Annotated in this window: 25 protein-coding genes; 8 read left to right on the top strand and 17 right to left on the bottom strand. The window is 47.3% G+C overall.

Going from position 1 to position 22,393, the window contains the following annotated elements:
- Positions 1–176: 176 nt before the first annotated feature.
- The 10 genes from dinB to CEQ48_RS07495 all read right to left on the bottom strand — a co-directional run bounded on the left by dinB (position 177) and on the right by CEQ48_RS07495 (position 9,412).
- Complete coding sequence (gene dinB / locus CEQ48_RS07540; RefSeq protein ID WP_089070814.1) at positions 177–1,250, bottom strand: DNA polymerase IV; 1,074 nt, start codon at positions 1,248–1,250, stop codon at positions 177–179.
- Positions 1,251–1,358: 108 nt separating this feature from the next.
- Complete coding sequence (gene nqrM, locus CEQ48_RS07535) at positions 1,359–1,592, bottom strand: (Na+)-NQR maturation NqrM (protein WP_001091359.1); 234 nt, start codon at positions 1,590–1,592, stop codon at positions 1,359–1,361.
- A gap of 16 nt (positions 1,593–1,608) precedes the next feature.
- The gene (locus tag CEQ48_RS07530) at positions 1,609–2,613 is read right to left on the bottom strand and encodes an FAD:protein FMN transferase (protein ID WP_089070813.1); all 1,005 of its coding nucleotides are present in this window, start codon (positions 2,611–2,613) and stop codon (positions 1,609–1,611) included.
- Positions 2,614–2,758: 145 nt separating this feature from the next.
- On the bottom strand, positions 2,759–3,985 hold the full coding sequence (nqrF, locus tag CEQ48_RS07525) for an NADH:ubiquinone reductase (Na(+)-transporting) subunit F (protein WP_089070812.1): 1,227 nt from the start codon (positions 3,983–3,985) through the stop codon (positions 2,759–2,761).
- 33 nt (positions 3,986–4,018) lie between these two features.
- Positions 4,019–4,615, bottom strand: a complete 597-nt coding sequence (gene nqrE, locus CEQ48_RS07520; RefSeq protein ID WP_000401432.1) for an NADH:ubiquinone reductase (Na(+)-transporting) subunit E — start codon at positions 4,613–4,615, stop codon at positions 4,019–4,021.
- A 7-nt stretch (positions 4,616–4,622) separates the two neighbouring features.
- Complete coding sequence (locus CEQ48_RS07515) at positions 4,623–5,255, bottom strand: NADH:ubiquinone reductase (Na(+)-transporting) subunit D (RefSeq protein ID WP_000092895.1); 633 nt, start codon at positions 5,253–5,255, stop codon at positions 4,623–4,625.
- Entirely contained in the window at positions 5,255–6,028 is a 774-nt protein-coding gene (locus tag CEQ48_RS07510; protein WP_089070811.1) for a Na(+)-translocating NADH-quinone reductase subunit C, read from the bottom strand. Before CEQ48_RS07510 ends, CEQ48_RS07515 begins: the two co-directional genes overlap by 1 nt.
- Positions 6,015–7,262 (bottom strand): NADH:ubiquinone reductase (Na(+)-transporting) subunit B, encoded by a 1,248-nt coding sequence (locus tag CEQ48_RS07505; RefSeq protein ID WP_089070810.1) that lies wholly within the window; start codon positions 7,260–7,262, stop codon positions 6,015–6,017. Before CEQ48_RS07505 ends, CEQ48_RS07510 begins: the two co-directional genes overlap by 14 nt.
- A 5-nt stretch (positions 7,263–7,267) precedes the next feature.
- Positions 7,268–8,608 (bottom strand): Na(+)-translocating NADH-quinone reductase subunit A, encoded by a 1,341-nt coding sequence (locus CEQ48_RS07500; RefSeq protein ID WP_089072360.1) that lies wholly within the window; start codon positions 8,606–8,608, stop codon positions 7,268–7,270.
- A 483-nt stretch (positions 8,609–9,091) separates the two neighbouring features.
- Positions 9,092–9,412: a BolA family protein gene (locus CEQ48_RS07495; RefSeq protein WP_089070809.1), complete on the bottom strand. Its 321-nt coding sequence runs from the start codon at positions 9,410–9,412 to the stop codon at positions 9,092–9,094.
- A gap of 164 nt (positions 9,413–9,576) precedes the next feature.
- Between CEQ48_RS07495 and CEQ48_RS07490 the strand changes: the two genes are divergently transcribed.
- From CEQ48_RS07490 to CEQ48_RS07475, 4 genes are all read left to right on the top strand, one after another.
- Positions 9,577–10,707: a methyltransferase gene (locus tag CEQ48_RS07490; RefSeq protein WP_057555056.1), complete on the top strand. Its 1,131-nt coding sequence runs from the start codon at positions 9,577–9,579 to the stop codon at positions 10,705–10,707.
- Between the two features lie 41 nt (positions 10,708–10,748).
- Positions 10,749–11,324 carry a YajG family lipoprotein gene (locus tag CEQ48_RS07485; protein WP_000737547.1) on the top strand — a complete coding sequence of 192 codons (576 nt, stop codon included), beginning with the start codon at positions 10,749–10,751 and terminating at the stop codon, positions 11,322–11,324.
- Entirely contained in the window at positions 11,317–11,865 is a 549-nt protein-coding gene (locus CEQ48_RS07480; RefSeq protein ID WP_001140219.1) for a peptidylprolyl isomerase, read from the top strand. Before CEQ48_RS07485 ends, CEQ48_RS07480 begins: the two co-directional genes overlap by 8 nt.
- 146 nt (positions 11,866–12,011) lie before the next feature.
- Positions 12,012–13,334, top strand: a complete 1,323-nt coding sequence (locus tag CEQ48_RS07475) for an AmpG family muropeptide MFS transporter (protein WP_181710665.1) — start codon at positions 12,012–12,014, stop codon at positions 13,332–13,334.
- 107 nt (positions 13,335–13,441) lie between these two features.
- Here the strand turns inward: CEQ48_RS07475 and CEQ48_RS07470 are convergent, their stop codons facing one another.
- From CEQ48_RS07470 to CEQ48_RS07460, 3 genes are all read right to left on the bottom strand, one after another.
- On the bottom strand, positions 13,442–14,122 hold the full coding sequence (locus CEQ48_RS07470; protein ID WP_089070807.1) for a ChrR family anti-sigma-E factor: 681 nt from the start codon (positions 14,120–14,122) through the stop codon (positions 13,442–13,444).
- The gene (locus tag CEQ48_RS07465; RefSeq protein ID WP_089070806.1) at positions 14,119–14,703 is read right to left on the bottom strand and encodes an RNA polymerase sigma factor; all 585 of its coding nucleotides are present in this window, start codon (positions 14,701–14,703) and stop codon (positions 14,119–14,121) included. The genes CEQ48_RS07470 and CEQ48_RS07465 overlap by 4 nt, the downstream gene beginning before the upstream one ends.
- A gap of 90 nt (positions 14,704–14,793) precedes the next feature.
- Positions 14,794–15,375, bottom strand: a complete 582-nt coding sequence (locus CEQ48_RS07460) for an LON peptidase substrate-binding domain-containing protein (RefSeq protein ID WP_089070805.1) — start codon at positions 15,373–15,375, stop codon at positions 14,794–14,796.
- Between the two features lie 327 nt (positions 15,376–15,702).
- Here CEQ48_RS07460 and CEQ48_RS07455 point away from each other — a divergent pair, with 327 nt between their 5' ends.
- The 4 genes from CEQ48_RS07455 (at position 15,703) to csdA (ending at position 19,333) form a co-directional block, all read left to right on the top strand.
- Entirely contained in the window at positions 15,703–16,503 is an 801-nt protein-coding gene (locus CEQ48_RS07455) for a nucleoside-specific channel-forming Tsx family protein (protein WP_089070804.1), read from the top strand.
- Between the two features lie 139 nt (positions 16,504–16,642).
- Positions 16,643–17,533, top strand: a complete 891-nt coding sequence (gene panE / locus CEQ48_RS07450) for a 2-dehydropantoate 2-reductase (protein WP_089070803.1) — start codon at positions 16,643–16,645, stop codon at positions 17,531–17,533.
- Entirely contained in the window at positions 17,530–18,135 is a 606-nt protein-coding gene (locus CEQ48_RS07445) for a DJ-1 family glyoxalase III (RefSeq protein WP_181712567.1), read from the top strand. Before panE ends, CEQ48_RS07445 begins: the two co-directional genes overlap by 4 nt.
- Positions 18,122–19,333, top strand: a complete 1,212-nt coding sequence (csdA, locus tag CEQ48_RS07440) for a cysteine desulfurase CsdA (protein ID WP_089070801.1) — start codon at positions 18,122–18,124, stop codon at positions 19,331–19,333. Before CEQ48_RS07445 ends, csdA begins: the two co-directional genes overlap by 14 nt.
- A gap of 65 nt (positions 19,334–19,398) precedes the next feature.
- Here csdA and csdE read toward each other — a convergent pair whose 3' ends face one another.
- The 4 genes from csdE to CEQ48_RS07420 form a co-directional block, all read right to left on the bottom strand.
- Positions 19,399–19,830 carry a cysteine desulfurase sulfur acceptor subunit CsdE gene (csdE, locus tag CEQ48_RS07435; RefSeq protein ID WP_167517945.1) on the bottom strand — a complete coding sequence of 144 codons (432 nt, stop codon included), beginning with the start codon at positions 19,828–19,830 and terminating at the stop codon, positions 19,399–19,401.
- A 7-nt stretch (positions 19,831–19,837) separates the two neighbouring features.
- A complete protein-coding gene (tcdA, locus tag CEQ48_RS07430) occupies positions 19,838–20,653 on the bottom strand; it encodes a tRNA cyclic N6-threonylcarbamoyladenosine(37) synthase TcdA (RefSeq protein ID WP_089070799.1) in 816 nt (271 codons plus the stop codon).
- A 97-nt stretch (positions 20,654–20,750) separates the two neighbouring features.
- Positions 20,751–21,857: a murein transglycosylase A gene (mltA, locus tag CEQ48_RS07425; RefSeq protein WP_089070798.1), complete on the bottom strand. Its 1,107-nt coding sequence runs from the start codon at positions 21,855–21,857 to the stop codon at positions 20,751–20,753.
- A 70-nt stretch (positions 21,858–21,927) separates the two neighbouring features.
- On the bottom strand, positions 21,928–22,332 hold the full coding sequence (locus CEQ48_RS07420; RefSeq protein ID WP_089070797.1) for a DUF2850 domain-containing protein: 405 nt from the start codon (positions 22,330–22,332) through the stop codon (positions 21,928–21,930).
- Positions 22,333–22,393 lie beyond the last annotated feature (61 nt).

Below are 22,393 nucleotides of genomic sequence, written 5' to 3'. Positions count from 1 at the left end.
TCAAACATCTTCAAAGAGAATCTAAAGCAGAACTATGCCCAAAGTACTTAGCGTTACAAGTATGCGCAAGTGAGAATCCCCATCTGCATAGAAAAACTATGTGATTGGGGTGAACGAACGTAACCAACACTGCGGCCGCTTCAAGTCGGATTAAGAGGAAAATGCGCCTGTTACTATCACTCATTTGGAAACATCGACAGCTGTTTCATCTGCAATTCAGGCTTAAGCATCACACTTAAACCAAGTAAGCGAATTTCTCGTCCTTGCTGGCGAGTTAACACTTGCTCTAACAGCTCGTGGAAGTAGTCGAGCTCTAATGCAGGGTGAACATGCTCAATGGTTGTCTGTTGGAAATCAGCAAATTTCACTTTAATGCCTTGTTTAATAATGCCTCGCTGTGGATGAGCCCGACTCAAACGAGCATCTAGCTCCGGATACAATTTCTGTTCAATCACTTGCCAACACTCCTGAAACGTCGAAATGTTTTGGCTAAAGGTGTGCTCCACACCGACAGATTTTCGTTCGCGCTCAGTCACCACTTCACGTTCATCAATGCCGTGACTTTTTTTCCACAACGAAGCACCTAAACGCCCAAATTGATGCAGTAACTTGCGATAGTCCGCTCTCCTCACATCTGCCCCGACATACAGACCAGCTTGATGCAACTTTTCTAACGCCACCTTACCCACTCCCGGTATTTTTTCCAGCGGTAAGCTATCGACCATCTCCTGAACTTTGTCTGGCGTCACCACATACAAGCCATCAGGTTTATTTAAGTCGGACGCAACTTTTGCAAGAAACTTGATCGGCGCAACACCAGCGGACGCCGTTAAATTCAACTCTTGCCAAATATCACGTCGAATCGCTTGAGCAATTAAGGTCGCACTACCTTGATAGGCAGTCGATTCACTGACATCAAGATAGGCCTCATCAAGTGAAAGAGGCTCAATCAACGAGGTATAACGCTGAAAAATAGTTTGGATTTGTTGAGAAACACTTTTGTAGACAGACATCCGCCCCGGGACGACATGCAGTTGAGGGCAGAGTTTTAATGCCTGAGCGGTAGGCATAGCAGAACGAACGCCAAATTTGCGCGCCTGATAGTTGCATGTACTGATCACTCCTCGCTGCTTTTCATGTCCGCCAACGGCCAGTGGTATCTCTCGATACGCAGGGTTATCCCGCATTTCAACGGCAGCGAAAAAGCAGTCCATATCGACATGGATGATTTTACGAATTCTGTCTTGCATAGCTCACCAATACTGTATACATAAACAGTATAATAATAAGCCATCGATAAGAAAAGTCTGATAAACAAAAAGCCCGCCGGAGCGAGCTTTTTGATGCGATAGCACGGATTATGCGATGCGATCTTTTTCCCAAGCCGCAAGACGCTCGGCGCGGGCGGCTGCTTTAGCTTCACGTTTTTTACGTGCATCACAAGGCTCAGGGCAATTGCAGACTTTTTCGATGCCCACTGCACCTAAACCACCACAGCTGCCTTTCACCACTTTACGTTGGAAAATGTAACCAACGGCCATGGCGGCAATCACGGCCAGAAAGAAACCAAAAGTAATCAAAAAGGTGTTCATTGTTTTATGCTCACTATTACTTACTTAAAAACGGTTTAAAGCTGCTTGATGCGTACTCTTTAAAGCCATCATCCGTTTTCACAATCATTAAAACCGGGATCTGGTTAGCTTCTGCGACAGCCATACCACGCTCTTCGCCCATGACCATTAAGCCTGTCGCTAAGCCATCCGCCGTCATACAAGACTTATCCAGTACCGTCACAGAAACCACGCGGTTATTGATTGGGCGTCCGGTAGTTGGATCGATGATATGTGAGTAACGAACGCCATCTTGCTCAAAGTAGTTACGGTAATCACCGGAGGTTGCGATCGCATAATCACCCGGTTCGATGATCTCTTGCACACTACGCTGATCAACACTTGGCTTTTCTATCGCAATACGCCAGGGTACACCATCACGGTTCAATCCTTTCAAACGGATTTCTCCGCCAATTTCTACCATATAATTTTCGATACCTTGTGATTGAATATAATCCGCGATCACATCAACTCCCCAGCCTTTTGCAATGGTAGATAAGTCGACGTACAGCTCAGGAATATCTTTACTCAGCGTATTGCCTTCCACCGTCAGATGCTCAATACCGGTAATTGCACGGCGTGCATTTAACTCATCATCGGTTGGAACCACATCAGGGCGGGCTTCAGGGCCAAATCCCCACAGATTAACCAAAGGCCCGACTGTAACATCTAAAGCGCCTTCAGTAAGACCGTTCAAACGAACAGCTTCTTTCACAACAGTGGCCGTTTGAATGGAAACCGCAAACGGCTCACTACTGGTATGCTGGTTAAAACGGCTGAGCTCAGAGTCTTTACGGTAAGTCGACATTTGATCGTTCACTTCTTCAAGGAGTCGATCAATCTCGGTTTGCAGTGTTTTCGAATCCGCAATGCCCGGCTGTTGAATGTATTTAATGTTGTAAGTGGTTCCCATGGTTGGGCCACTGAGATGTACCTGCTCTACGGGCTTTTCACAGCCAGCCAGCAAGAGAAGAGAAGCGAATGCAACAAGCCAATTTTTCACTTGTTTACTCCTTTCATAGTTAAAAATTGATATGGGAAATACCGATGCCCTAAACCAGATAACCATCGACACTTTCAATATCCGATTTGTAAAAAACAATGGCTGACTCGAACGAGCCAGCCATCACAGTGTAGTGAGTTATCGATTAACCACCGAAGTCATCCAGTAGGATGTTTTCCTCTTCTACACCTAGGTTTTTCAGCATGTTGATCACTGCCGCGTTCATCATCGGAGGTCCACACATGTAGAATTCACAATCTTCTGGAGCTTCGTGATCCTTCAGATAGTTTTCGTACAGTACGTTATGGATGAAACCGGTGTAGCCTGTCCAGTTATCTTCTGGTTGAGGATCTGACAGAGCACAGTGCCATACGAAGTTGTCATTCTCAGCCGCTAGGCCATCGAAATCTTCCACGTAGAACATTTCACGTTTAGAACGCGCACCGTACCAGTAAGACATCTTACGCTTAGACTTCAGACGCTTCAGTTGGTCAAAGATGTGCGAACGCATTGGCGCCATACCCGCACCACCACCGATAAATACCATCTCTGCATCAGTGTCTTTCGCGAAGAACTCACCGAACGGACCAGAAATCGTACATTTATCACCGGCTTTCAGTGACCAAATGTAAGAAGACATTTGGCCTGGTGGCACATTTGGATTATTTGGCGGCGGAGTCGCGATACGCACGTTCAGCATGATGATGCCAAACTCTTCTGGGTAGTTCGCCATTGAGTATGCACGGATGATTGGCTCATCCACTTTAGACTCATAACGGAACAGGTTGAATTTATCCCAGTCACCACGGTATTTCTCAGGTACATCGTAATCGGCGTACCTAACATGGTGCGCAGGTGCTTCAATCTGAATGTAACCACCCGCACGGAACGGTACAGATTCACCATCAGGAATCGCAAGCTTAAGCTCTTTGATGAAAGTGGCTTTGTTATCGTTAGAGATAACCGTACATTCCCACTTTTTCACACCAAAGATCTCTTCTGGCAGTTCCAGATCCATATCTGCTTTTACAGCAACCTGACACGCCAAACGCTCACCTTCACGGGCTTCGCCTTTGCTGATGTGATCCAGTTCTGTAGGCAGAATATCACCGCCGCCTGATTTGATTTTTACGCGGCATTGGCCACATGAACCACCACCACCACAAGCTGAAGATACGAATACACCAGCGCCTGCCAGTGCAGTCAGCAACTTACCACCCGGTTGGGTTACGATCGCTTTTTCAGGATCGCCATTAATAGAAATTGTAATGTCACCTGTTGGTACTAGCTTGGATTTGGCGAACAGAATCACCAGAACCAAAGCCAGTATAATCAGGGTAAACATCACTACACCAAAAATAATAGTAGACATTAACTATTCCTTTATTGCTGCGGTTTACCCGACTTACAGTTGAACACCAGAGAAAGACATGAAGCCCAACGCCATCAAGCCAGCCGTGATAAAGGTAATACCCAAACCACGCAGACCTGGAGGAACGTCTGAATACTTCATCTTCTCACGGATACCTGCAAGAGCGACGATAGCCAGCATCCAACCCACACCAGAACCGAAACCGTATACTACAGATTCAGCAAAGCTGTAGTCGCGCTGCACCATGAAAGACACACCACCGAAGATCGCACAGTTTACTGTGATCAGCGGAAGGAAGATGCCCAGTGCGTTATACAGAGGCGGGAAGAAGCGATCGAGGATCATTTCCAGAATCTGTACTAATGCCGCAATAACACCGATAAAGGTAATAAAGTTCAGGAAGCTAAGATCTACCCCTTCAACCAGTGCATCTGGCTTAAGCACAAGGTTGTACACCAGATTGTTAACTGGTACAGAGATAGTCAGTACTACGATTACCGCAATACCTAAGCCGAATGATGTCTTTACTTTCTTCGACACCGCCAAGAATGTACACATCCCTAGGAAGAAAGAGAGTGCCATGTTCTCGATGAAAATCGATTTCACCAGCAGACTAATATAATGTTCCATGACAACCTTACTCCTTCGCTTCTACTTGTTCTGGTTTGAACGTGCGAATCGCCCAAATCATGAAGCCGATCAGGAAGAATGCTGAAGGTGCGAGTAGCATCAGACCGTTTGGCTGATACCAACCGCCGTTACTGATAAGAGGCAGAACTTCCAAGCCAAATAGCTTACCTGAGCCTAAAAGCTCACGGAAGAAACCAACCGTCATCAGCACGAAACCGTATCCTAAACCGTTACCAATACCATCAATGAAAGAAGGAATTGGTTCTGACTTCATCGCAAACGCTTCTGCACGGCCCATTACGATACAGTTGGTGATAATCAGACCAACGAATACCGACAGTTGCTTAGAAATATCGTACAAATACGCTTTCAAAATCTGGTCTACCACGATAACTAACGAAGCGATAATCGCCATTTGCACGATAATACGCACACTGTTAGGAATGTGGTTACGGATCAGAGAAACGAAGAAGTTAGACAATGCAGTAACAAACATTACCGCTAGCGTCATAACAAATGCCGTTTCCAGCTTAGTGGTTACCGCCAGTGCAGAACACACACCGAGCACTTGCAGTGCAATCGGGTTGTTGTCCAAAACTGGGGCTAACACACTCTTTTTCAGCTCTTTTGCGCTAGACATTAGTTAAGACCTCCGTCACGAACTTTTGTCAGGAATGGACCAAAGCCCATATCACCCAACCAGAAGTCGAAGGTGTTTTGTACGCCATTACTGGTCAAAGTTGCGCCAGACAGACCGTCTACGCCATGCTCTGAACCTTGAGGTGCACCACCTTTGACAATCTTGATCGCAGGTTTGTGGTTTTCATCAAACAGCTTTTTACCGACCCATTGAGCACGCCAAGCTGGGTTTTCAACTTCGCCACCCAATCCCGGAGTTTCGCCTTGTTCATAGTAGGTCAAACCTGAAACCGTGTTACCGTCAGTTTCTACTGCTACAAACGCGTACATCATCGACCATAGGCCGTTACCGTGTACAGGCAGAATCACCTTGCTGGTTTTGTCGCCGTCTTTCACCAGATAAACCACACCAACATTCGCACGACGTTGGATCTTCGCTTTATCTTGTTCAGCAGTCAGCTTGATAGATTCAGAGGCTTCTTTCGCTGCTTTACGTTGATCGTAGTTAGCTGCATCGCCTTCAACAAAGTCACCCGTGTTGAAGTCAACCAGACGTGGTTCAATGCTTTTATTGAACAACTCAACGATTTGTTTACTGCCTTTCGCTTCAATGCCAGCCACTTGCAGGATCTTGCTCTGCTTGTCTAGTGCCGCATTTTCTCTTTGCTTATCACGCAGACCGACAGCCGCTGCCGATACAATGATTGAGCACACTAGGCTCAACGCGATAACAACAAACAGCGTCTTTTTAATGCTATCGTTATTGCTTGCCATAGCGCGCTAATCTCCGCTTGATATTTCTCTCTACAACCACATGGTCAAACAGTGGCGCAAATAGGTTCGCGAATAGGATCGCCAGCATCATGCCTTCTGGGTAAGCCGGGTTCACAACACGGATCAGCACACACATAACACCGATCAGAATACCGTAAGCCCATTTGCCACCATTGGTGAAGGACGCAGAAACTGGGTCGGTCGCCATGAAGAACATACCGAATGCAAAACCACCCAGTACTAGGTGCCAATGCCAAGGCATGTTGAACATTGCGTTGGTATCCGAGCCAATCACGTTAAACAGTGTCGACAGCAGGATCATACCAATCATCACACCGCCAATAATGCGCCATGAAGCAATGCCCATATAAACAATGAACGCCGCACCAATCATGAGTGCCAGAGTAGACACTTCACCAATTGAACCTGGGATGTTACCGATGAAAGCATCCATCCAAGTGATCGTTTGACCAGTCGCGTTGTTGATAAGTGCACCTGCACCACCTTGTGCCCATTGGCTCAGTGCCGTTGCACCAGAGAAGCCATCTGCGGCAGTCCATACTAGGTCACCTGAAATCTGTGCTGGGTAAGCAAAGAACAGGAAAGCACGGCCAGCCAACGCTGGGTTGAGGAAGTTACGGCCTGTACCACCAAACACTTCTTTCGCAACCACAACACCAAAGGTAATACCCAGTGCGGCTTGCCATAGAGGCAGAGTTGGTGGAACAATCAGAGCAAACAGAATAGAGGTAACGAAGAAGCCTTCGTTCACTTCATGCTTGCGCACCATACAGAACAACACTTCCCAAAAACCACCGACGATGAACACCGTGGCGTAGATAGGTAGGAAGTAGGTTGCACCCAACAGCATTTTACTGCCCCATCCAGCATCGCTTGACATGGTTCCGCCAAGCATTTCGGTTAGCCAGTAGTGCCAGTTACCCGCCACAATCGCCACGAGTTGATCACCTGAATATAGGTGGTTAAGTGCTGCAATAGCTTGGCCGCCAGCGTTGTACATGCCCCAGAACATGGCTGGGAATACAGCAAGCCAAACCATGATCATGATACGTTTTAGGTCAACGCTATCACGAACGTGCGAGCTTCTTTTGGTTACCAGACCCGGTGTATAGAAGAGCGTCGCCGCTGCTTCATACAGAGCAAACCACTTCTCGTGTTTGCCGCCTGGCTCAAAATGATGCTCGATGTCTTCAAGAAACTTTTTAAGGCCCATGGAAATTACCCTTCTTTCTCGATCTTATCTAAGCACTCACGTAGGAGCTGACCGTACTCGTATTTGCCTGGACAAACGAAAGTACACAGTGCTAGATCTTCTTCATCCAGCTCTAAAGCCCCTAAGCGAATCGCGCTGTCACTGTCACCAGCACACAGATCACGAAGCAACAAGGTTGGCTCCATGTCTAGTGGCATGACCTTCTCATAGTTACCAATTGGAACCATGGCGCGATCACTACCATTAGTGGTTGTGGTCATATTGTACACTTGGCCCTTGAATAGGTGACCAAGGAAAGAGCGAGTTACAGAGAACTTATTCTTACCTGGCATTGCCCAACCGAGCAGCTCTTTATCACGTCCTTCACGAAGGACGGAAACTTGTAGGTGGTAGCGACCAAGATAAGCGTGTGGCCCAGTGGCTTTCGTACCAGACAGCACAGAACCAGAGATAATACGCACTTCACCTGGCATAATTTCACTATCAACCAGTTGCTCTAGCGATGCGCCCATTACGGTACGAACCAAACGAGGTTTGTTCACCACAGGGCCGGCAAGAGAAACCACACGTTGGTTGTATAGCTCACCCGTCAAGAACAATTGACCAATTGCGATCACGTCCTGATAGTTGATGCTCCACGCTACGTGGTCTGCACTTACTGGGTAAAGGAAATGCATGTGAGTGCCGGCAAGACCAGCAGGGTGTGGGCCGTCAAAGACGTGTTCTTCAACATTCGGCTGTTGAGAACGTGGCAAGCTAGTACCTTTTTTACAAACGTACACTTTGCCTGTAGTCAACGCAGAAAGAACGTCAAGACCGGCTACGAAGGCTTCCGATTGTTCATTGATCACGACAGTCGGCTCAGCCGCCAACGGATTGGTATCCATGGCAGTCACAAAAATGGCTTCAGAAGTGGAATCAACGGCTGGAACCTTGCTGAACGGACGAGTACGTAAAGCAGTCCAAAGACCAGATTCAACCAGCTGAGTTTTGATCGCATCGCGATTTAAACTGGCTAATTGATTGGCTTCAAACTTGTCGAAAGTCACTTGGTCATCACCCGCCACTTCAATCACAACTGACTGAAGAACGCGCTTAGCACCACGATTGATTTCAACCACTTTACCGCTGACTGGTGAAGTAAATTTCACACCCGGATTCTTCTTATCTTCAAAAAGAATCTGAGCTTTTTTTACTTCATCACCTACGCGAACATGCATAGTAGGACGCATGCCAACGTACTCTTCGCCAAGCAAGGCGACTTTTTTGATGGTTTTACCATCACTAATCACCTGGGAAGGAGTTCCTGCGATAGGAAGGTCCAATCCCTTTTTTATTGTAATCATACGCACTTGCACTACTTTTATCGGGAAAAAGATTCTTTCATTGCGCAAATTCGAGGCGCACTCCGTTTGCCTTGTTCTTACAACTGAACAACGCTAGCGGAATCCTTACCTCGGTAGACACGACATTGTTTGTGTCCGTTTTAATGACCTTGGCCATTAAAATCGCAACATCCTTTTAAAAATCCCATCACAAATCATGTGGGGGATTTGTCAGGTGCTGTAGTCTAGCATCTTTTGGGAACTTGATGCCATGACCAATGCCCTGAATCACTGTTTAATTTCAAACGAATCCAGTGCGAAAGGCTAAGAAATCATCATAATTTTGAAGCATCGCACAAACTCACTAAGGCCTATTTTATCTGGGCTTATTGGCTAACTTAATCTGCAAAACCTACACATAACTCGAGATATTCAGACTCATTTGTTTAAACCGTGTTAATAATTTGCTCAAAATCCAATCAGGCGTTATAGGTGTTAAGCCTATCATTGAGCGCTTTTGCGCGAGCCCCCTAAACACATTGGGCTTTCTGGACTTTCCTGATTCATTTGCTGCCACTCTTGAGCCGTGTAGGTATGAATCGCTAGCGCGTGGATATGATTCGCTAACTCATCTGCCAAGGTTTGATTGACTAAACGATGACGAGCGACAGGACGCAGGCCGGCAAAGCGTTCACTCACTACTGTGACCTTAAAATGACTCTCCGAACCTCGCGGCACGTTGTGCATATCACTTTCATTAATCACTTTCAGAAACTCGGGCTGAAATTCATCACTCAGCTTCTTTTCAATAACATATTGAATCATATTGCTTTCCTTGTTGAACACTTGAGTGTCGACAACATGACAAATTGAGAATAGACCATAGCGGGTCTTGCGTGTGGCTAAAAATGCAAAAACCTAGGTTTTCATTTGCTGTTTTATTGCCATCTGAGACAATGCGCCGTCAATTTACTAGAAACACGAGCAATATGAAAACTGAGCTTACTTTGCTTGAGCAGACGCTCACTCTTCATCGTTTCCCAAAGCGCAATAACGAAACCTTGCAAGCTTGGGATGCCGGCGATGAGTACCTCATCCAGCATGTGGAACAACTCGCTCTCCCAGAATCTAGCCACATAGTGATCATTAATGACCATTTCGGCACTTTAAGTTGTTGGTTTAGTCAAAAACACAAAGTCAGCATGATGAGTGACTCCTACATTGCCCATCAAGCGACTCAAGCGAATTTGCAGCAAAATCAGCGTCCGCCAGTTCAGTTACTGACGACGTTGGATCCGGTCCCTAATGATGCCTCTGTCGTGCTACTGCAACTGCCCAAGAGTAATCGTCATCTGGTGTGGATCCTGAGCCAACTGCGTAAAGCCCTTTCGCCGAACATCCCGGTCATTGCGGTGAATAAAGCGAAGGAGATTCATACATCAACCTTGAATCTGTTTGAAAAGCATCTAGGCCCCACCACCACTTCACTGGCGTGGAAAAAACATCGTTTAGTGTTCAGTTCTGCGACGGTGAATCCCGCTAATGAGGCTAACCCTGAATGCGGTTGGAGCGTTGAGCCCTATGCTATCACCCTCACTAACTTACCGAATGTGTATTCGGGTGAAAGTTTAGATCTGGGTGCCAGATTTATCCTTGAGCATTTGCCAGCCGATCCGACTCTGGAAGACTTTATTGATCTTGGGTGTGGCAATGGCGTGTTATCGGTTCGTCTCGGACAATTGAACCCACAAGCGAAGATCACCTGTGTTGATGAAAGCTTTATGGCGATCGCCTCCGCACAAAAAAACTTACACGACAATCTCGGTAAACGAGATATTCACTGTATCGCCAACAACTGTCTGGATGGTTTCCCAGCGCACAGCAGTTCAATGATTGTGTGTAATCCGCCGTTCCATCAACAACAAACCATTACGGATCACATCGCGTGGCAAATGTTCTGTGACTCAAAGCATGTTCTGAAAAAAGGCGGGAAATTATGGGTGATCGGCAATCGCCACCTCGGCTACGATGTAAAACTGGCAAGATTGTTTGGTAAAAGTCATGTTAGAGTGATCGCCAACAACAGTAAATTTGTTATCTTACAAGCTATTAAATCTTGAGCCTTGCGGCTGTGTGCACAATAAAACGAAAGGAATTAACCATGAAAAAACTGGTTCTTGCGGCTTCAATCGCTTTACTTACCGCTTGTTCTGCTCCTCAGCAGAGTCAAATCAACGTTAACCCTCAAGCGGCATTAAGCCAAAATGCGATTGTGAATAACAGCAGCTTTTCGCTGGTCAGCAAAGATGTGCGTTCAGCGCAATATGTGGCTTTAGTCGATAGTGGCCGCAACAATATTGAGCCCATTCATCCACGCCAAAATGTGCGCATTACGCTAGAAAACGCCCTGGCTGAACAGTTTGGATCGCAAGGTTTCCGTCTCAGCGTCAATAGTGAAAACACCATCACTCTCGAAATCCAAGAGCTTTTGGTCTCCGTGAAGCACTCGATCATGGAAAACCAAATGGATGGCAGCGTGGTATTGGAAATCACGGCTGAAACACCAAGAGGTAAGTTGGTGAAAAGCTACACAGGCACCGCAAAGCGTACTGGCGTTCTCAGTGCTTCTAACGATGAAATTGAAACCGTACTCAATGACGTGATCAACACTGTGCTCAAAGAGATCGCTAACGACGCCGAGCTGCAAAACTACATGCAGGAGCGCTTTAATGGCTAAGTCATGGCTATTGGCAACCGTAGCACTGGTCAGTAGCTGCGTGTGGGCGGGTCCCAAAGTCGCAGTGGAAACCACACTCGGCAATTTCACGATCGAGCTGAATCAAGAAAAAGCACCGATCTCGGTTGCGAATTTCTTACGCTATGTGGATGACGGCAGCTATGTCGGCAGCCAATTTCATCGCGTGATCCCAGGCTTTATGGCGCAAGGGGGTGGCTTTGATGCTTATCTTAATCAGCTACCGACTTATGCCCCGATCGAGAATGAAGCCAGCAATGGCTTGCGTAATGATACCGCGACCATTGCCATGGCTCGTACGCAAAACCCAAATTCGGCTACAAGACAGTTTTACATTAACTTGGTGGATAATGATTTCTTGAACTATGCCGCAAAGCCGCCGGGCTATGCGGTGTTTGGTCAAGTGATCGAAGGGTTTGATGTGATTGAAAAAATGGCTCAGCAACCGACTCAAAATAAAGGTCGAATGCAGAACGTTCCTGTCACACCCATCGTCATTAATAAAGTCACTCGCTTACCTTAAACAGCCTCACCGCACTCCTGAACTCGGGAGTGCGGCAATCATCATAATCACATGCAAAAGGACTCGTTATGGTTCAGCAACCCCGGTCCCACTCTTGGCTAGAACTTATTGTTAGCTATTTTGATCGACGCTTGCTCTGGGTATTTATGCTGGGTTGTGCCAGCGGCTTCCCATGGGTATTGATTGGTTCCAACATGACAGGCTGGCTGAAAGATGCCGGACTCAGCCGCGCTGCCATCGGCTATTTTGGCAGTGTGTTTGCGGTGTACGCGATCAACTTTCTCTGGGCACCACTGGTCGATAGAGTCAAGTTACCCATTCTGCATTCGATGCTTGGTCAGCGCCGAAGCTGGATCTTTTTCTGCCAATCCATCGTTCTAGTCTGTACGTTACTCATCGCAGGCGTTAACCCAGCCAACAATCTTATGCTGACCTCCATGTTCGCTTTGGGTATTGCGATTGCCTCGGCGACGCAAGATGTGGCTGTCGATGCCTTCCGGATTGATACCTTCCCAAAGAGTGAATCAACCAAATTGCCACAAGCATCTGCCATGGCGGTCGTCGGTTGGTGGACGGGTTATTCGCTCCCCGGCTACTTCGCTTTCGTCAATGCCGATAGCATCGGCTGGAATGGCGTTTACTACATTATGGCGGGAGTGGTTGGCTTATTGATGTTGTTTACCTTGCTGGTGGGAGAGCCACACACTCAGCGGGATCAATTACAGCAACTAGCTGAAGAGCGCCACCAACAGGTCGTTAGCAATCCGGTGCTGAGTTGGTTAACTGTCACGGTCTTAGAGCCTTTTATCGACTTTTTCCGCCGTAATGGTTTTCGTGTTGCGCTGACACTGCTGCTGTTTGTCTTTCTGTTCAAAATCGGCGAAGCCTTCTTAGGACGCATGTCGATTGCCTTTTACAAAGAAATTGGTTTTAGCAACGAACAGATTGGCTACTACTCTAAGCTACTCGGTTGGGGTATCACCATTTTGTTCACCTTGCTTGGCAGCTTAGTCAATATCAAGTTCGGTATTGTGCGAGGATTAATGATTGGTGGCATCGCCATGGCGTCCAGTAACTTGATGTTTGCTTGGATAGCCAAAGTTGGTCCTAATGAACACCTATTTCTAGCGACTCTCTTCGTCGATAACTTCACTTCTGCCTTCTCAACGGTAGCCTTTGTTTCCTTCCTCACCTTAATGACTGGACAGGCTTTTTCCGCCACGCAATATGCGTTGCTGGCTTCATTAGGTAATTTAGGCAGAACCACTATCGCTTCGTTTAGTGGTGAGTTAGCGGATTTTCTGAACGACTGGTCACTGTTCTTCATTTTGACTGCGGTAATGGTGATCCCAAGTTTGGTCATGCTTTACTCACTACGTGATGACTTTACTAAGATGCTGGAAAACGCAAAGCAGTATAAAGAAGAGTTGCCGTCGGAAGAGAAGAGCGACAGTAAGTTTGTAAAATAGACCCGCCTGAATGTCATACAACTTGAATGTCGTACGAAAATAGTGAAGGGAGCTCATTTGCTCCCTTCATCTTACATACTCTACCCAAACTACTTGTTGAAGCAGGATTAAGGGTAAAGTCCTTTGCCAAACAGGTTAAAGATCCGCGCCACCCCTTGGGTAAAGACCATAGGCTCGGTCAATACCGTTAAGCAGAGACAGTCTTGATCTTGCGGTGTACAGGGCGAATGGCAGATTTGACCATCATGCTGCATAAAATCACCCACATCGTAATGACCATTTTCATCACTAAAACCACCGTGCAACACCAAGGTCGACTCAAACCCTTTATGGGTGTGCTGAGGAATAGAAACCCCTTGGCTGATGTACATCAGATTCATCCGTACATTATCTTCCGACTGCAAAGGTAAACTGAACACTTTGCCACCGTAGCTGCGCCACTGCTGCTCAGGTTTAACCAAACGCGCTAAGACTTTGGGAATCGCAATCTGCTTACCGTTTACCGTCACCATTACCGGTGTGGTTTTAACGGGAGGGCTGGATGCCGCTTGCTGCGGCAAGGCCACAATCGAATCAAACATCGCTTGCCAGTTGGCATCGTCTGACAAGGCGACAGAAGAGGCCGCTTGCTGATTGAGTAACTCACCAAGTTCTGCCTCAATCTCATGCACCAAGTCACGACAATGTGGGCAGATTTCCAAATGAGCAGAAATCGCCAAACCATGCGCAGAATCAAGACCGCCCTCAGCATAGGCTGCGAGTAAAGCATAATTAGGGTGATAACTCATAAGGACTCCGCATCCATTGATAATCTTAACTTTTCTACCGCAAGGCGTAGACGTGATTTCACAGTGCCAAGTGGAATGTCGAGCATGTCTGCCACATCTTGCTGGGGGATTTCTTCTAAATAGACCGCTTTGATCACTTGCTGCTGTGCTTCTGGCAGGCGGTCGAGAAATTTCATCACCTGCTCTTTGAGCAGATCTTGTTCCGGTGCGTAGTGATCAACCAGATCAGGAGGACAATAATCTTCCGGCCAAATATCATCGGCCAACACATAAGCGTCACGCCCCTTTTGTCGACGTAGCAAGTCATAACTTAGGTTACGCGCTATGGTGTAAATCCAAGTCGCGAGAGAGCTTTTCTGCCCATCAAACAGACTGGCTTTTTGCCATACGGTTGACATGGTTTCTTGAACCAGTTCCAACGCTACCTGTTCACTACCGACATGCTTCATCACAAACTGCTTCAATTTCGGCGAGTAATAGCCAAATACCAGAGCAAAAGCCTGTGTGTCCCTGCTTTTAACTTTTTCCATACACTCTAGCCACTCTTGGCGGCCAAACGTATGAGGTGATGGATTAAACATATAAACTCATCCTTAATGACTCAGGCGAACACCCTAGTAAGTCTATACGTCAGTGTTACCACTGGAGATCATTCGTCACAAGCAAATTGTTCACGTGTCGAGATGCGACTCAATGGCACGCTGTAAAAAAGCTAAGGCGGCATGGCAATCTCGCTGCCCAACCAGCACATCAAACTGTCCTTTACTTAAAGGTAGCAGTTCTAGCCAGCGTTGACAGACCCAACTCGCATCATCAAAAAAGCACAAACTGTGCAACTCACCAATTTGTGGAAATTGCCGATAGACCTCCTGCAATTGCTCGCCTAAGAAACGCTCCCGCTCTAACAATTCTTGGCTTGGCCAATCCGGAAACCACTGTACTGTAGCAATCCGCAAACCGTCATATTCAACCCGAACTTTGCGAATCGCAAAACGTCGTATGCCGACGACTGTGATCCCAAGCAAACCATCACTTAACGTTTCAAAATCAACGATTTTGACCAAAGTCCCAAACTCAGATAATTCGTTTGCATTTTTATTCGACTTACTGTCGAACAAACAGAGACCAAATCCACTGCCCGTTTTACTGCACTGAGCGACCATACGCTGATAGCGCGGTTCAAAAATTCGCAGCTTCATTTTCCCTTCAGGAAGTACGACGGAGCTAAGTGGAAACAACATTATCTCTTCCATTACTCACTCCTTTTCATAAATTTACTTAGGTATACGAAAAGAGTTCATTCGTCGATCACTCACTGAATTTGTTGGTTTATCGATTAGCGTATAAGTTTAGTCAACCCGCAAACAAAGCGATCAATATCACAATAAAAATGCAAAAAAGTGAAATACAAAATAAGTTCAAAACTAATTAACAAAGGTGTGATTTCAGTCACTCAATGCCTTTAATTTTGCACTTCTTATCACTTTTAATTGCGATTTTTATCGTTATTATGCCCGCCAGTTGAACGAGCTGCAGTTAAGCGGCCGCCATACACAACACACTTACAGAGAGTTCCCCTTATGCGTAAATCACTTCTTGCTTTAAGCCTATTGGCAGCAACTTCAGCACCTGTTCTGGCCGCTGACTACTCAGATGGCGATATCCACAAAAACGATTACAAGTGGATGCAATTTAACCTGATGGGTGCATTCGACGAACTTCCAGGCAAATCATCTCATGATTATCTGGAAATGGAATTTGGCGGTCGTTCTGGCATCTTTGATCTGTACGGTTACGTTGACGTGTTTAACTTAGCAACGAACAAAAGCAGTGACAAAGTTGGCGATCCAAAAATCTTCATGAAGTTTGCTCCACGTATGTCTCTGGATGCATTGACTGGCGTTGATATGTCTTTCGGTCCAGTACAAGAAGTTTACGTTGCATCACTGTTCGAATGGGACGGTACAGACTTTGACACTAACGCATTTTCTGTAAACAACCAGAAAATTGGTCTTGGTTCTGATGTGATGGTTCCATGGTTTGGCAAAGTTGGCCTGAACCTCTACGGTACTTATGATGGCAACCGCAAAGATTGGAACGGTTTCCAGATCTCGACTAACTGGTTTAAACCTTTCTACTTCTTCGAAAACGGTTCATTCATCTCTTACCAAGGCTACATCGATTACCAATTCGGCCTAAAAGATGAATACTCAACAGCCAGCAACGGCGGTGCGATGTTTAACGGTATCTACTGGCATTCAGATCGTTTCGCTGTAGGCTACGGTCTAAAAGGCTACAAAGACGTTTACGGGATTAAAGATACCGATGGCTTCAAGTCAACAGGCTTCGGCCATTACGTAGCAGTAACTTACAAGTTCTAATTGTAGACATCTGCACGCTCCTTCCTAAACAGGAAAAGAGCCTAAACAGTGAAAATGGCGCGACTTCGCGCCATTTTTTATTGCTTTCAAAACTCCCCTCGTTATCCTTGGCGCATTCGATTTTCAGCAGGGGACAGAGATGAATATTGTGGTACTTGGCCCAGGAGCTGTCGGCTCTTTGTGGGCGCTGCACTTACATAGTGCAGGTCATCAAGTCGCGGTATGGAGCCGTCAAGCTCAGCCGACCATAACGCTACAGCTCGATGAAGAAGAGCCCATCTCATTTTGTAATCAAAATTTAGACACGCTCATCCATGCCGATTTACTGCTGATCACCGTCAAGGCTTGGCAAGTCGAAACGGCATTACAGCCTTTGCTCCCCCATCTGAATCGAGAAACCATTTTGCTGTTTATGCACAATGGCATGGGCGCAGTCGAAGCCATCCACGAATCTGTGGCCAACTTCCCGGTTGTGCTTGCCACCACAACCCACGGTGCACTCAAAATGACGCTTAGCCAAGTTCGTCATACTGGCTTAGGGCAAACCCAGATCGGCCCTTACAATCCTCTCGGAGCACGCTGCGATTTTATCGCTGAAGTTTTTCAGCACGCCCTCTCACCAGCGACATGGAATCCAGAGATCCAACAGGCTTTGTGGCGCAAACTCGCGGTGAATTGTGCGATAAATCCGCTAACCGCGATTCATCAATGCGCCAACGGTGCATTAGCTGCACCTGAATTTACGCCGATCATCACTGCCATTTTAGATGAGGTGGTGGCAGTAATGCAGGCTGAAAACGTGCACAGTGATAGAGCTGTATTGCATGAGTTGATTTATCAAGTGATCCATTCAACGGCAGCCAATCGATCTTCCATGCATCAAGATGTTTTCCACCGACGTCCAACCGAGATAGACTTTATTACCGGCTACGTAGTACGCAAAGGCGAACAGCATGGCATTGCAACTCCGGTAAACAGCAAGTTATATCAACAAATCAAAACCTTAGAGCAGAGTTGGAGCAAGGCATGAGTAAACGAATTCTCGTCCCCGTCGCCCATGGCAGCGAGGAGATGGAAACTGTCATCATCGTCGATACTTTGGTGCGAGCAGGATTTCAGGTCACTATGGCAGCGGTCGGTGACAAGTTACAAGTGCAAGGCTCACGGGGTGTTTGGTTGACTGCAGAGCAGACGCTTGAAACGTGCTCGGCAGAAGCGTTTGATGCACTGGCACTGCCCGGAGGTGTGGGCGGAGCGCAAGCGTTTGCCGATAGTACACCGCTACTTGCACTGATTGATGCGTTCTCACAACAAGGCAAACTGGTTGCCGCGATTTGCGCGACACCTGCACTGGTTTTCGCCAAACAGCAGAAATTTGTCGGCGCACGCATGACTTGTCACCCCAACTTTTTTGACCATATTCCTTCAGAGCGCCTGAGTCGTCAGCGCGTCTGTTATTATGCCACGCAACATTTACTCACCAGCCAAGGGCCAGGCACCGCGCTGGAGTTTGCGCTCGCCATGATTGCACTGCTCGCAGGCGTGGAATTGGCGCAACACGTTGCCGCCCCCATGGTTCTTCATCCTCAACAACTGACCGAACTTTCAGGTTTTATTGATGCTCAATCTTGATGCAATCCGCGCGCAGTTTCCGGCGCTGCAACAAATCGTCAACGGTAACCCGCTGGTCTATCTCGACAGTGCGGCCACTACACAAAAACCGCAATGTGTGATTGATGCCATCAGCCACTACTACAGCCAGCACAATGCCAATGTACATCGCGGTAGCCACAGTTTGACGGCGCAAGCCACCAGCCAATTTGAAGGCGCGCGTGAACAAGTCGCACAATTTATTGGTGCGCCAAGCAGCAAAAATATTATCTGGACGCGCGGTGCTACCGAAGCACTCAACCTCATTTCGCAAAGTTATGCCCGCAGCACATTACAAGCCGGCGATGAGATTCTGGTCAGTGAAACTGAACACCACGCCAATATCGTGCCGTGGCAAATGGTCGCTGAGCAAACGGGCGCGAAAGTGGTCAAAATCCCGATGACAACAACGGGTGAATTTGGCCTTGCTGCCTTTCGGAAATTGCTGTCACCACGCTGCAAAATCGTTGCCCTCGCCCATATCACCAATGTCACGGGAACTCGCCAGCCAATTGAAGAGGTCATCCAAGCCGCACATCAACAAGGCGCGATGGTGGTGATCGATGGTGCTCAAGGTATAGTCCATGAAACCGTGGATGTTCAAGCGCTGGATGCGGATTTCTATGTATTCTCCGGCCATAAGCTGTATGCGCCAGCGGGCATTGGTGTGCTGTACGGCAAAACGGCGCTTTTAGAAGCGATGCCACCTTGGCATGGCGGCGGCAAGATGGTTGAAAAGGTCTCGTTTGATGGTACGACCTTTACCGGCTTGCCCGGAAAATTTGAAGCAGGCACGCCGAATGTGGCAGGTGCCCTTGCTCTGGCCACCGCGATTCACTGGTATCAAAGTCTTGATCGAGCCGCCGTGGAAGCGCACTTGCATCAACTGCAACAGCAAGCTTACCAAGCCATTTCGCAAATCGATGATATTCGCGTGCTCGGTTATCAGCCTAACGCGAGTGTGCTGAGCTTAGTGATGGATGGCGTGCATCATCAAGACCTCGCCACCTTACTCGATCAACAAGGAATTGCCGTTCGTGCGGGGCATCACTGTGCTCATCCTTTGATGGATGCGTTTGGCGTAAAAGGGACGGTGCGAATTTCTTTCGGAGTGTACAACAGCGCAGAAGAGGTGGAACGCTTGATCGCCGCCATCCATAAAGCGGTGGTTCTGCTGTAAACCTGTGCATCAATAGTAAAAGAGCCTCATCACGATGAGGCTCTTTTCATTGGAAATGTAGGTGGTTAGTTCTTGGCCTTAGCCTGAATCGTCGCCACAATCGCTTGCAAGCCATTACCGCGTGATGGGCTTAAATGCGCCAGCAAGCCAAGCTCGGCAAAGTAGTCATCCATCGAAAACGCGCTAATTTCTGCAGACGTTCTGCCATTCAGTGCCGCCAACACAATCGCAATCAAACCGCGCACAATCCGCGCATCGGAATCGGCGCAGAAAAACCACTGCTCACCTTGCTGCTCGGCCACTAGCCACACTTCACTTTCACAGCCAGAGACAAGAACTTGCTCACTTTTCAGTGCTTCTGGCATCACAGGCAGCAGTTTGCCCCATTGAATGATCTGGCGATAACGATCTTCCCAACCGTGCAGTGTTTGCATGGTTTCTAAGACAGTTTGTGCATTAATGTCATCACCAAAGGGATGAGCGGGAAATGGACTCATCATGCCCTCACGCCTTCACTTTATGCTTTTGAATCAATTTATCGACGATGCGTGCTACCGCGACAAAACCAAACGTCGCCGTCACTACCGTCGCCGCGCCAAATCCGCTGGCGCAATCCATACGTTTTGGACCTTCTGCGGTTGATTTGGTGGCACATACTGAGCCATCGGCTTGAGGATATTTGAGTTGCTCGGTCGAGAACACACAATCAATTCCAAATTTACGCGCTGGGTTGGTTGGAAAGTTGTGGTGCTGACGCAGGCGATCTTTGAGCTTTTTCGCCAGTGGATCTTGAATTGTCTTGGTCAAATCGGCCACGGTGATTTGCGTTGGATCGGTTTGTCCGCCCGCACCTCCGACCGTAATCACTTTGATTTTGTTGCTGCGGCAGTAAGCCAGTAGAGAAGCTTTGGCTTTCAAGCTGTCAATCGCATCCAACACATAATCAAAGGATTTATTGAGATAAAGATGTTGATTATCCGGCGTGATGAAATCATCCACCAAATTGACTTTGCACTCTGGATTGATGAGCTTAACGCGCTCGGCCATCACGTCGATTTTGCTTTTGCCAATCGTCCCAGTCATGGCATGGATTTGACGGTTGATGTTAGTGACACACACATCATCCATATCAATCAACGTCAACTCACCAATACCCGTTCGCGCCAGAGCTTCAACCGCCCATGAACCGACACCACCAATCCCAATCACACACACGTGCGCGGCACGTAAAATGTCGACTTCGTTATAACCATACAAACGGCGCGTACCACCAAAACGTTGGTTGTAACTGTCGGAGGCAGGAGTATCGAGTTCACGCATAACCACATTTCCACTCTAGCTGAAAAATAAAGAGTGCGATTTATACGCACTCTTCACAAAAATGTCCAGTTTGCTACCGGCACAATATCAGGAAAAACTATTGCTGTTTTTCCGGCGGCAATGCCCATGGTGCTTGGGTAGGCGAGTTTTCTAACCCGAGTTTCCACACACGGCCAAAGTGCTTATAGTGTCCCGCTTCTAACCCTGCACGAGGTCCCATGCCGTGGTACAAGTCGAGATGGTTTTGTTTCACGGCACCGCCTGTATCAAGCACAATCAACAAACGCAGTTGATGTGCGCCAGACCAAGTGCCATCGGCATTCAGCAGAGGGACTTCAGCTAGAATTGGCGTTCCCATAGGCAAAATTGAACGGTCCCCCGCAACCGATGCCATCGGCAGTAACTCAATGCCAGCACTGCCAGTAACTGGCGCTGCTGCTCGTGGTTTAAAGAACACAAAAGAAGGGTTTTGTTCTAGCAGTTCACGCACTGTTTCTTCATCATTAGCGAGTACCCAATCTTTGATCGCTTTGAGCGACATTTTTTCACGTTCAACCAACCCACGCTCAATCAGTACCTTACCTACGCTGACATACGCTTTGTTGTTTTTACCGGCGTAAGCAAAGTATTCCAAAGTATCATCATCCCCAAAGTGAACAAAGCCACTACCCTGCACTTCCATGATGAAAGGATCGATCAAGTTCTCCGCATAGCCCAATTCTAAGCCTTGACCTTCCAGCGCACCTTGGTAAATCTCCGCTCGAGTGGGGCAGTTTTTGTTGCATTTCGGCAAGCCGTAAACCGGATATTTAAACACGCTGTCGGGTTGATGACGCAGCTCAATCACAGGGGAAAAATAGCCAGTAAACAATACGTTACCTTGTTTATCCCCTCCACCTAACTGCGCTGCTTGAATACCAAATTGCGCTAAAGTGGCAGGATCTCCGCTTTGCAGAACCCACTCATTCAATTGTTCATACAGCGGTCGATAGATCTTGGCCATGGAGGCTGAGCCTTGCACGACCAACTCACTCTGTTTGCTGAATTCGGTATAGTCACGCGGCTTATTGGATTCAACCACATCGGCACGATTCAAAATGTGTGGAAAAGTTTGTTGTTGGTATTGCTGAGCACGATCGTTAGGTTGCTGAGCACAACCAAACAGCAGTGCCAAACTGGCGAGAGAAAGAAGACGTTTACTCACAAAAGAGATCCATGGTTTGAGTTTGCCAAGAGCATGACAAAGTCAGTGAAACTGTGCAATTGGCGTTTGATTAATAGCGATTATTTTTTACTTTTTCTGACAATTGATAAACCGGCTGATAGTTAGCGGACGAACGCTGTTTCATCTGCTTTTTCTCCAGCATGATCTCAAACTGATACGGCTGACCATTCACCGTAAATTCGAGTCGAGCGCCATCGTAGTTAAAATGGGTAGTGACCAAACGCCCATTCAGCACAATACCTTGAGAGCCAATGGTGATTTTTTGTGCCGCATAAGGGGCTACATTCTGCTCAATCCATATCCCATACAGCTCAGATTTGGGAAACCACTGCTCTTGCAGACGGCCAAAGAGGTTGCTGTACAGCATAAAAACGTAGGACGAGCCTAAAATCGCGATCAATAACAGCAAACGCTCTTTACTCAAGGCTTTACTTTTGCTTTCCGTTTTTGCCATACCGCTTATCTCGCTTTATCCAAACCTCTTGGGGCGAGGCTTTGCACTATTAACTGCACTG

Source organism: Vibrio tarriae, from assembly GCF_002216685.1.
Lineage (GTDB): Bacteria > Pseudomonadota > Gammaproteobacteria > Enterobacterales > Vibrionaceae > Vibrio > Vibrio tarriae.
The sequence above is the reverse complement of the archived record's forward strand: the minus strand, read 5'-3'. Positions and strand labels throughout refer to the sequence as shown.

Coding starts and splice junctions, on each gene's coding strand:
- CEQ48_RS07455 (WP_089070804.1), top strand. CDS start 15,703: ATGCGTAAATCACTTCTTGCTTTAAGCCTATTGGCAGCAACTTCAGCA.
- CEQ48_RS07480 (WP_001140219.1), top strand. CDS start 11,317: ATGGCTAAGTCATGGCTATTGGCAACCGTAGCACTGGTCAGTAGCTGC.
- nqrF (WP_089070812.1), bottom strand. CDS start 3,985: ATGTCTACTATTATTTTTGGTGTAGTGATGTTTACCCTGATTATACTG.
- nqrE (WP_000401432.1), bottom strand. CDS start 4,615: ATGGAACATTATATTAGTCTGCTGGTGAAATCGATTTTCATCGAGAAC.
- CEQ48_RS07445 (WP_181712567.1), top strand. CDS start 17,530: ATGAGTAAACGAATTCTCGTCCCCGTCGCCCATGGCAGCGAGGAGATG.
- CEQ48_RS07460 (WP_089070805.1), bottom strand. CDS start 15,375: ATGGAAGAGATAATGTTGTTTCCACTTAGCTCCGTCGTACTTCCTGAA.
- CEQ48_RS07485 (WP_000737547.1), top strand. CDS start 10,749: ATGAAAAAACTGGTTCTTGCGGCTTCAATCGCTTTACTTACCGCTTGT.
- csdA (WP_089070801.1), top strand. CDS start 18,122: ATGCTCAATCTTGATGCAATCCGCGCGCAGTTTCCGGCGCTGCAACAA.
- CEQ48_RS07465 (WP_089070806.1), bottom strand. CDS start 14,703: ATGTTTAATCCATCACCTCATACGTTTGGCCGCCAAGAGTGGCTAGAG.
- nqrM (WP_001091359.1), bottom strand. CDS start 1,592: ATGAACACCTTTTTGATTACTTTTGGTTTCTTTCTGGCCGTGATTGCC.
- CEQ48_RS07420 (WP_089070797.1), bottom strand. CDS start 22,332: ATGGCAAAAACGGAAAGCAAAAGTAAAGCCTTGAGTAAAGAGCGTTTG.
- CEQ48_RS07510 (WP_089070811.1), bottom strand. CDS start 6,028: ATGGCAAGCAATAACGATAGCATTAAAAAGACGCTGTTTGTTGTTATC.
- CEQ48_RS07470 (WP_089070807.1), bottom strand. CDS start 14,122: ATGAGTTATCACCCTAATTATGCTTTACTCGCAGCCTATGCTGAGGGC.
- CEQ48_RS07505 (WP_089070810.1), bottom strand. CDS start 7,262: ATGGGCCTTAAAAAGTTTCTTGAAGACATCGAGCATCATTTTGAGCCA.
- csdE (WP_167517945.1), bottom strand. CDS start 19,830: ATGAGTCCATTTCCCGCTCATCCCTTTGGTGATGACATTAATGCACAA.
- CEQ48_RS07500 (WP_089072360.1), bottom strand. CDS start 8,608: ATGATTACAATAAAAAAGGGATTGGACCTTCCTATCGCAGGAACTCCT.
- CEQ48_RS07490 (WP_057555056.1), top strand. CDS start 9,577: ATGAAAACTGAGCTTACTTTGCTTGAGCAGACGCTCACTCTTCATCGT.
- CEQ48_RS07515 (WP_000092895.1), bottom strand. CDS start 5,255: ATGTCTAGCGCAAAAGAGCTGAAAAAGAGTGTGTTAGCCCCAGTTTTG.
- dinB (WP_089070814.1), bottom strand. CDS start 1,250: ATGCAAGACAGAATTCGTAAAATCATCCATGTCGATATGGACTGCTTT.
- CEQ48_RS07495 (WP_089070809.1), bottom strand. CDS start 9,412: ATGATTCAATATGTTATTGAAAAGAAGCTGAGTGATGAATTTCAGCCC.
- tcdA (WP_089070799.1), bottom strand. CDS start 20,653: ATGCGTGAACTCGATACTCCTGCCTCCGACAGTTACAACCAACGTTTT.
- CEQ48_RS07475 (WP_181710665.1), top strand. CDS start 12,012: ATGCTGGGTTGTGCCAGCGGCTTCCCATGGGTATTGATTGGTTCCAAC.
- panE (WP_089070803.1), top strand. CDS start 16,643: ATGAATATTGTGGTACTTGGCCCAGGAGCTGTCGGCTCTTTGTGGGCG.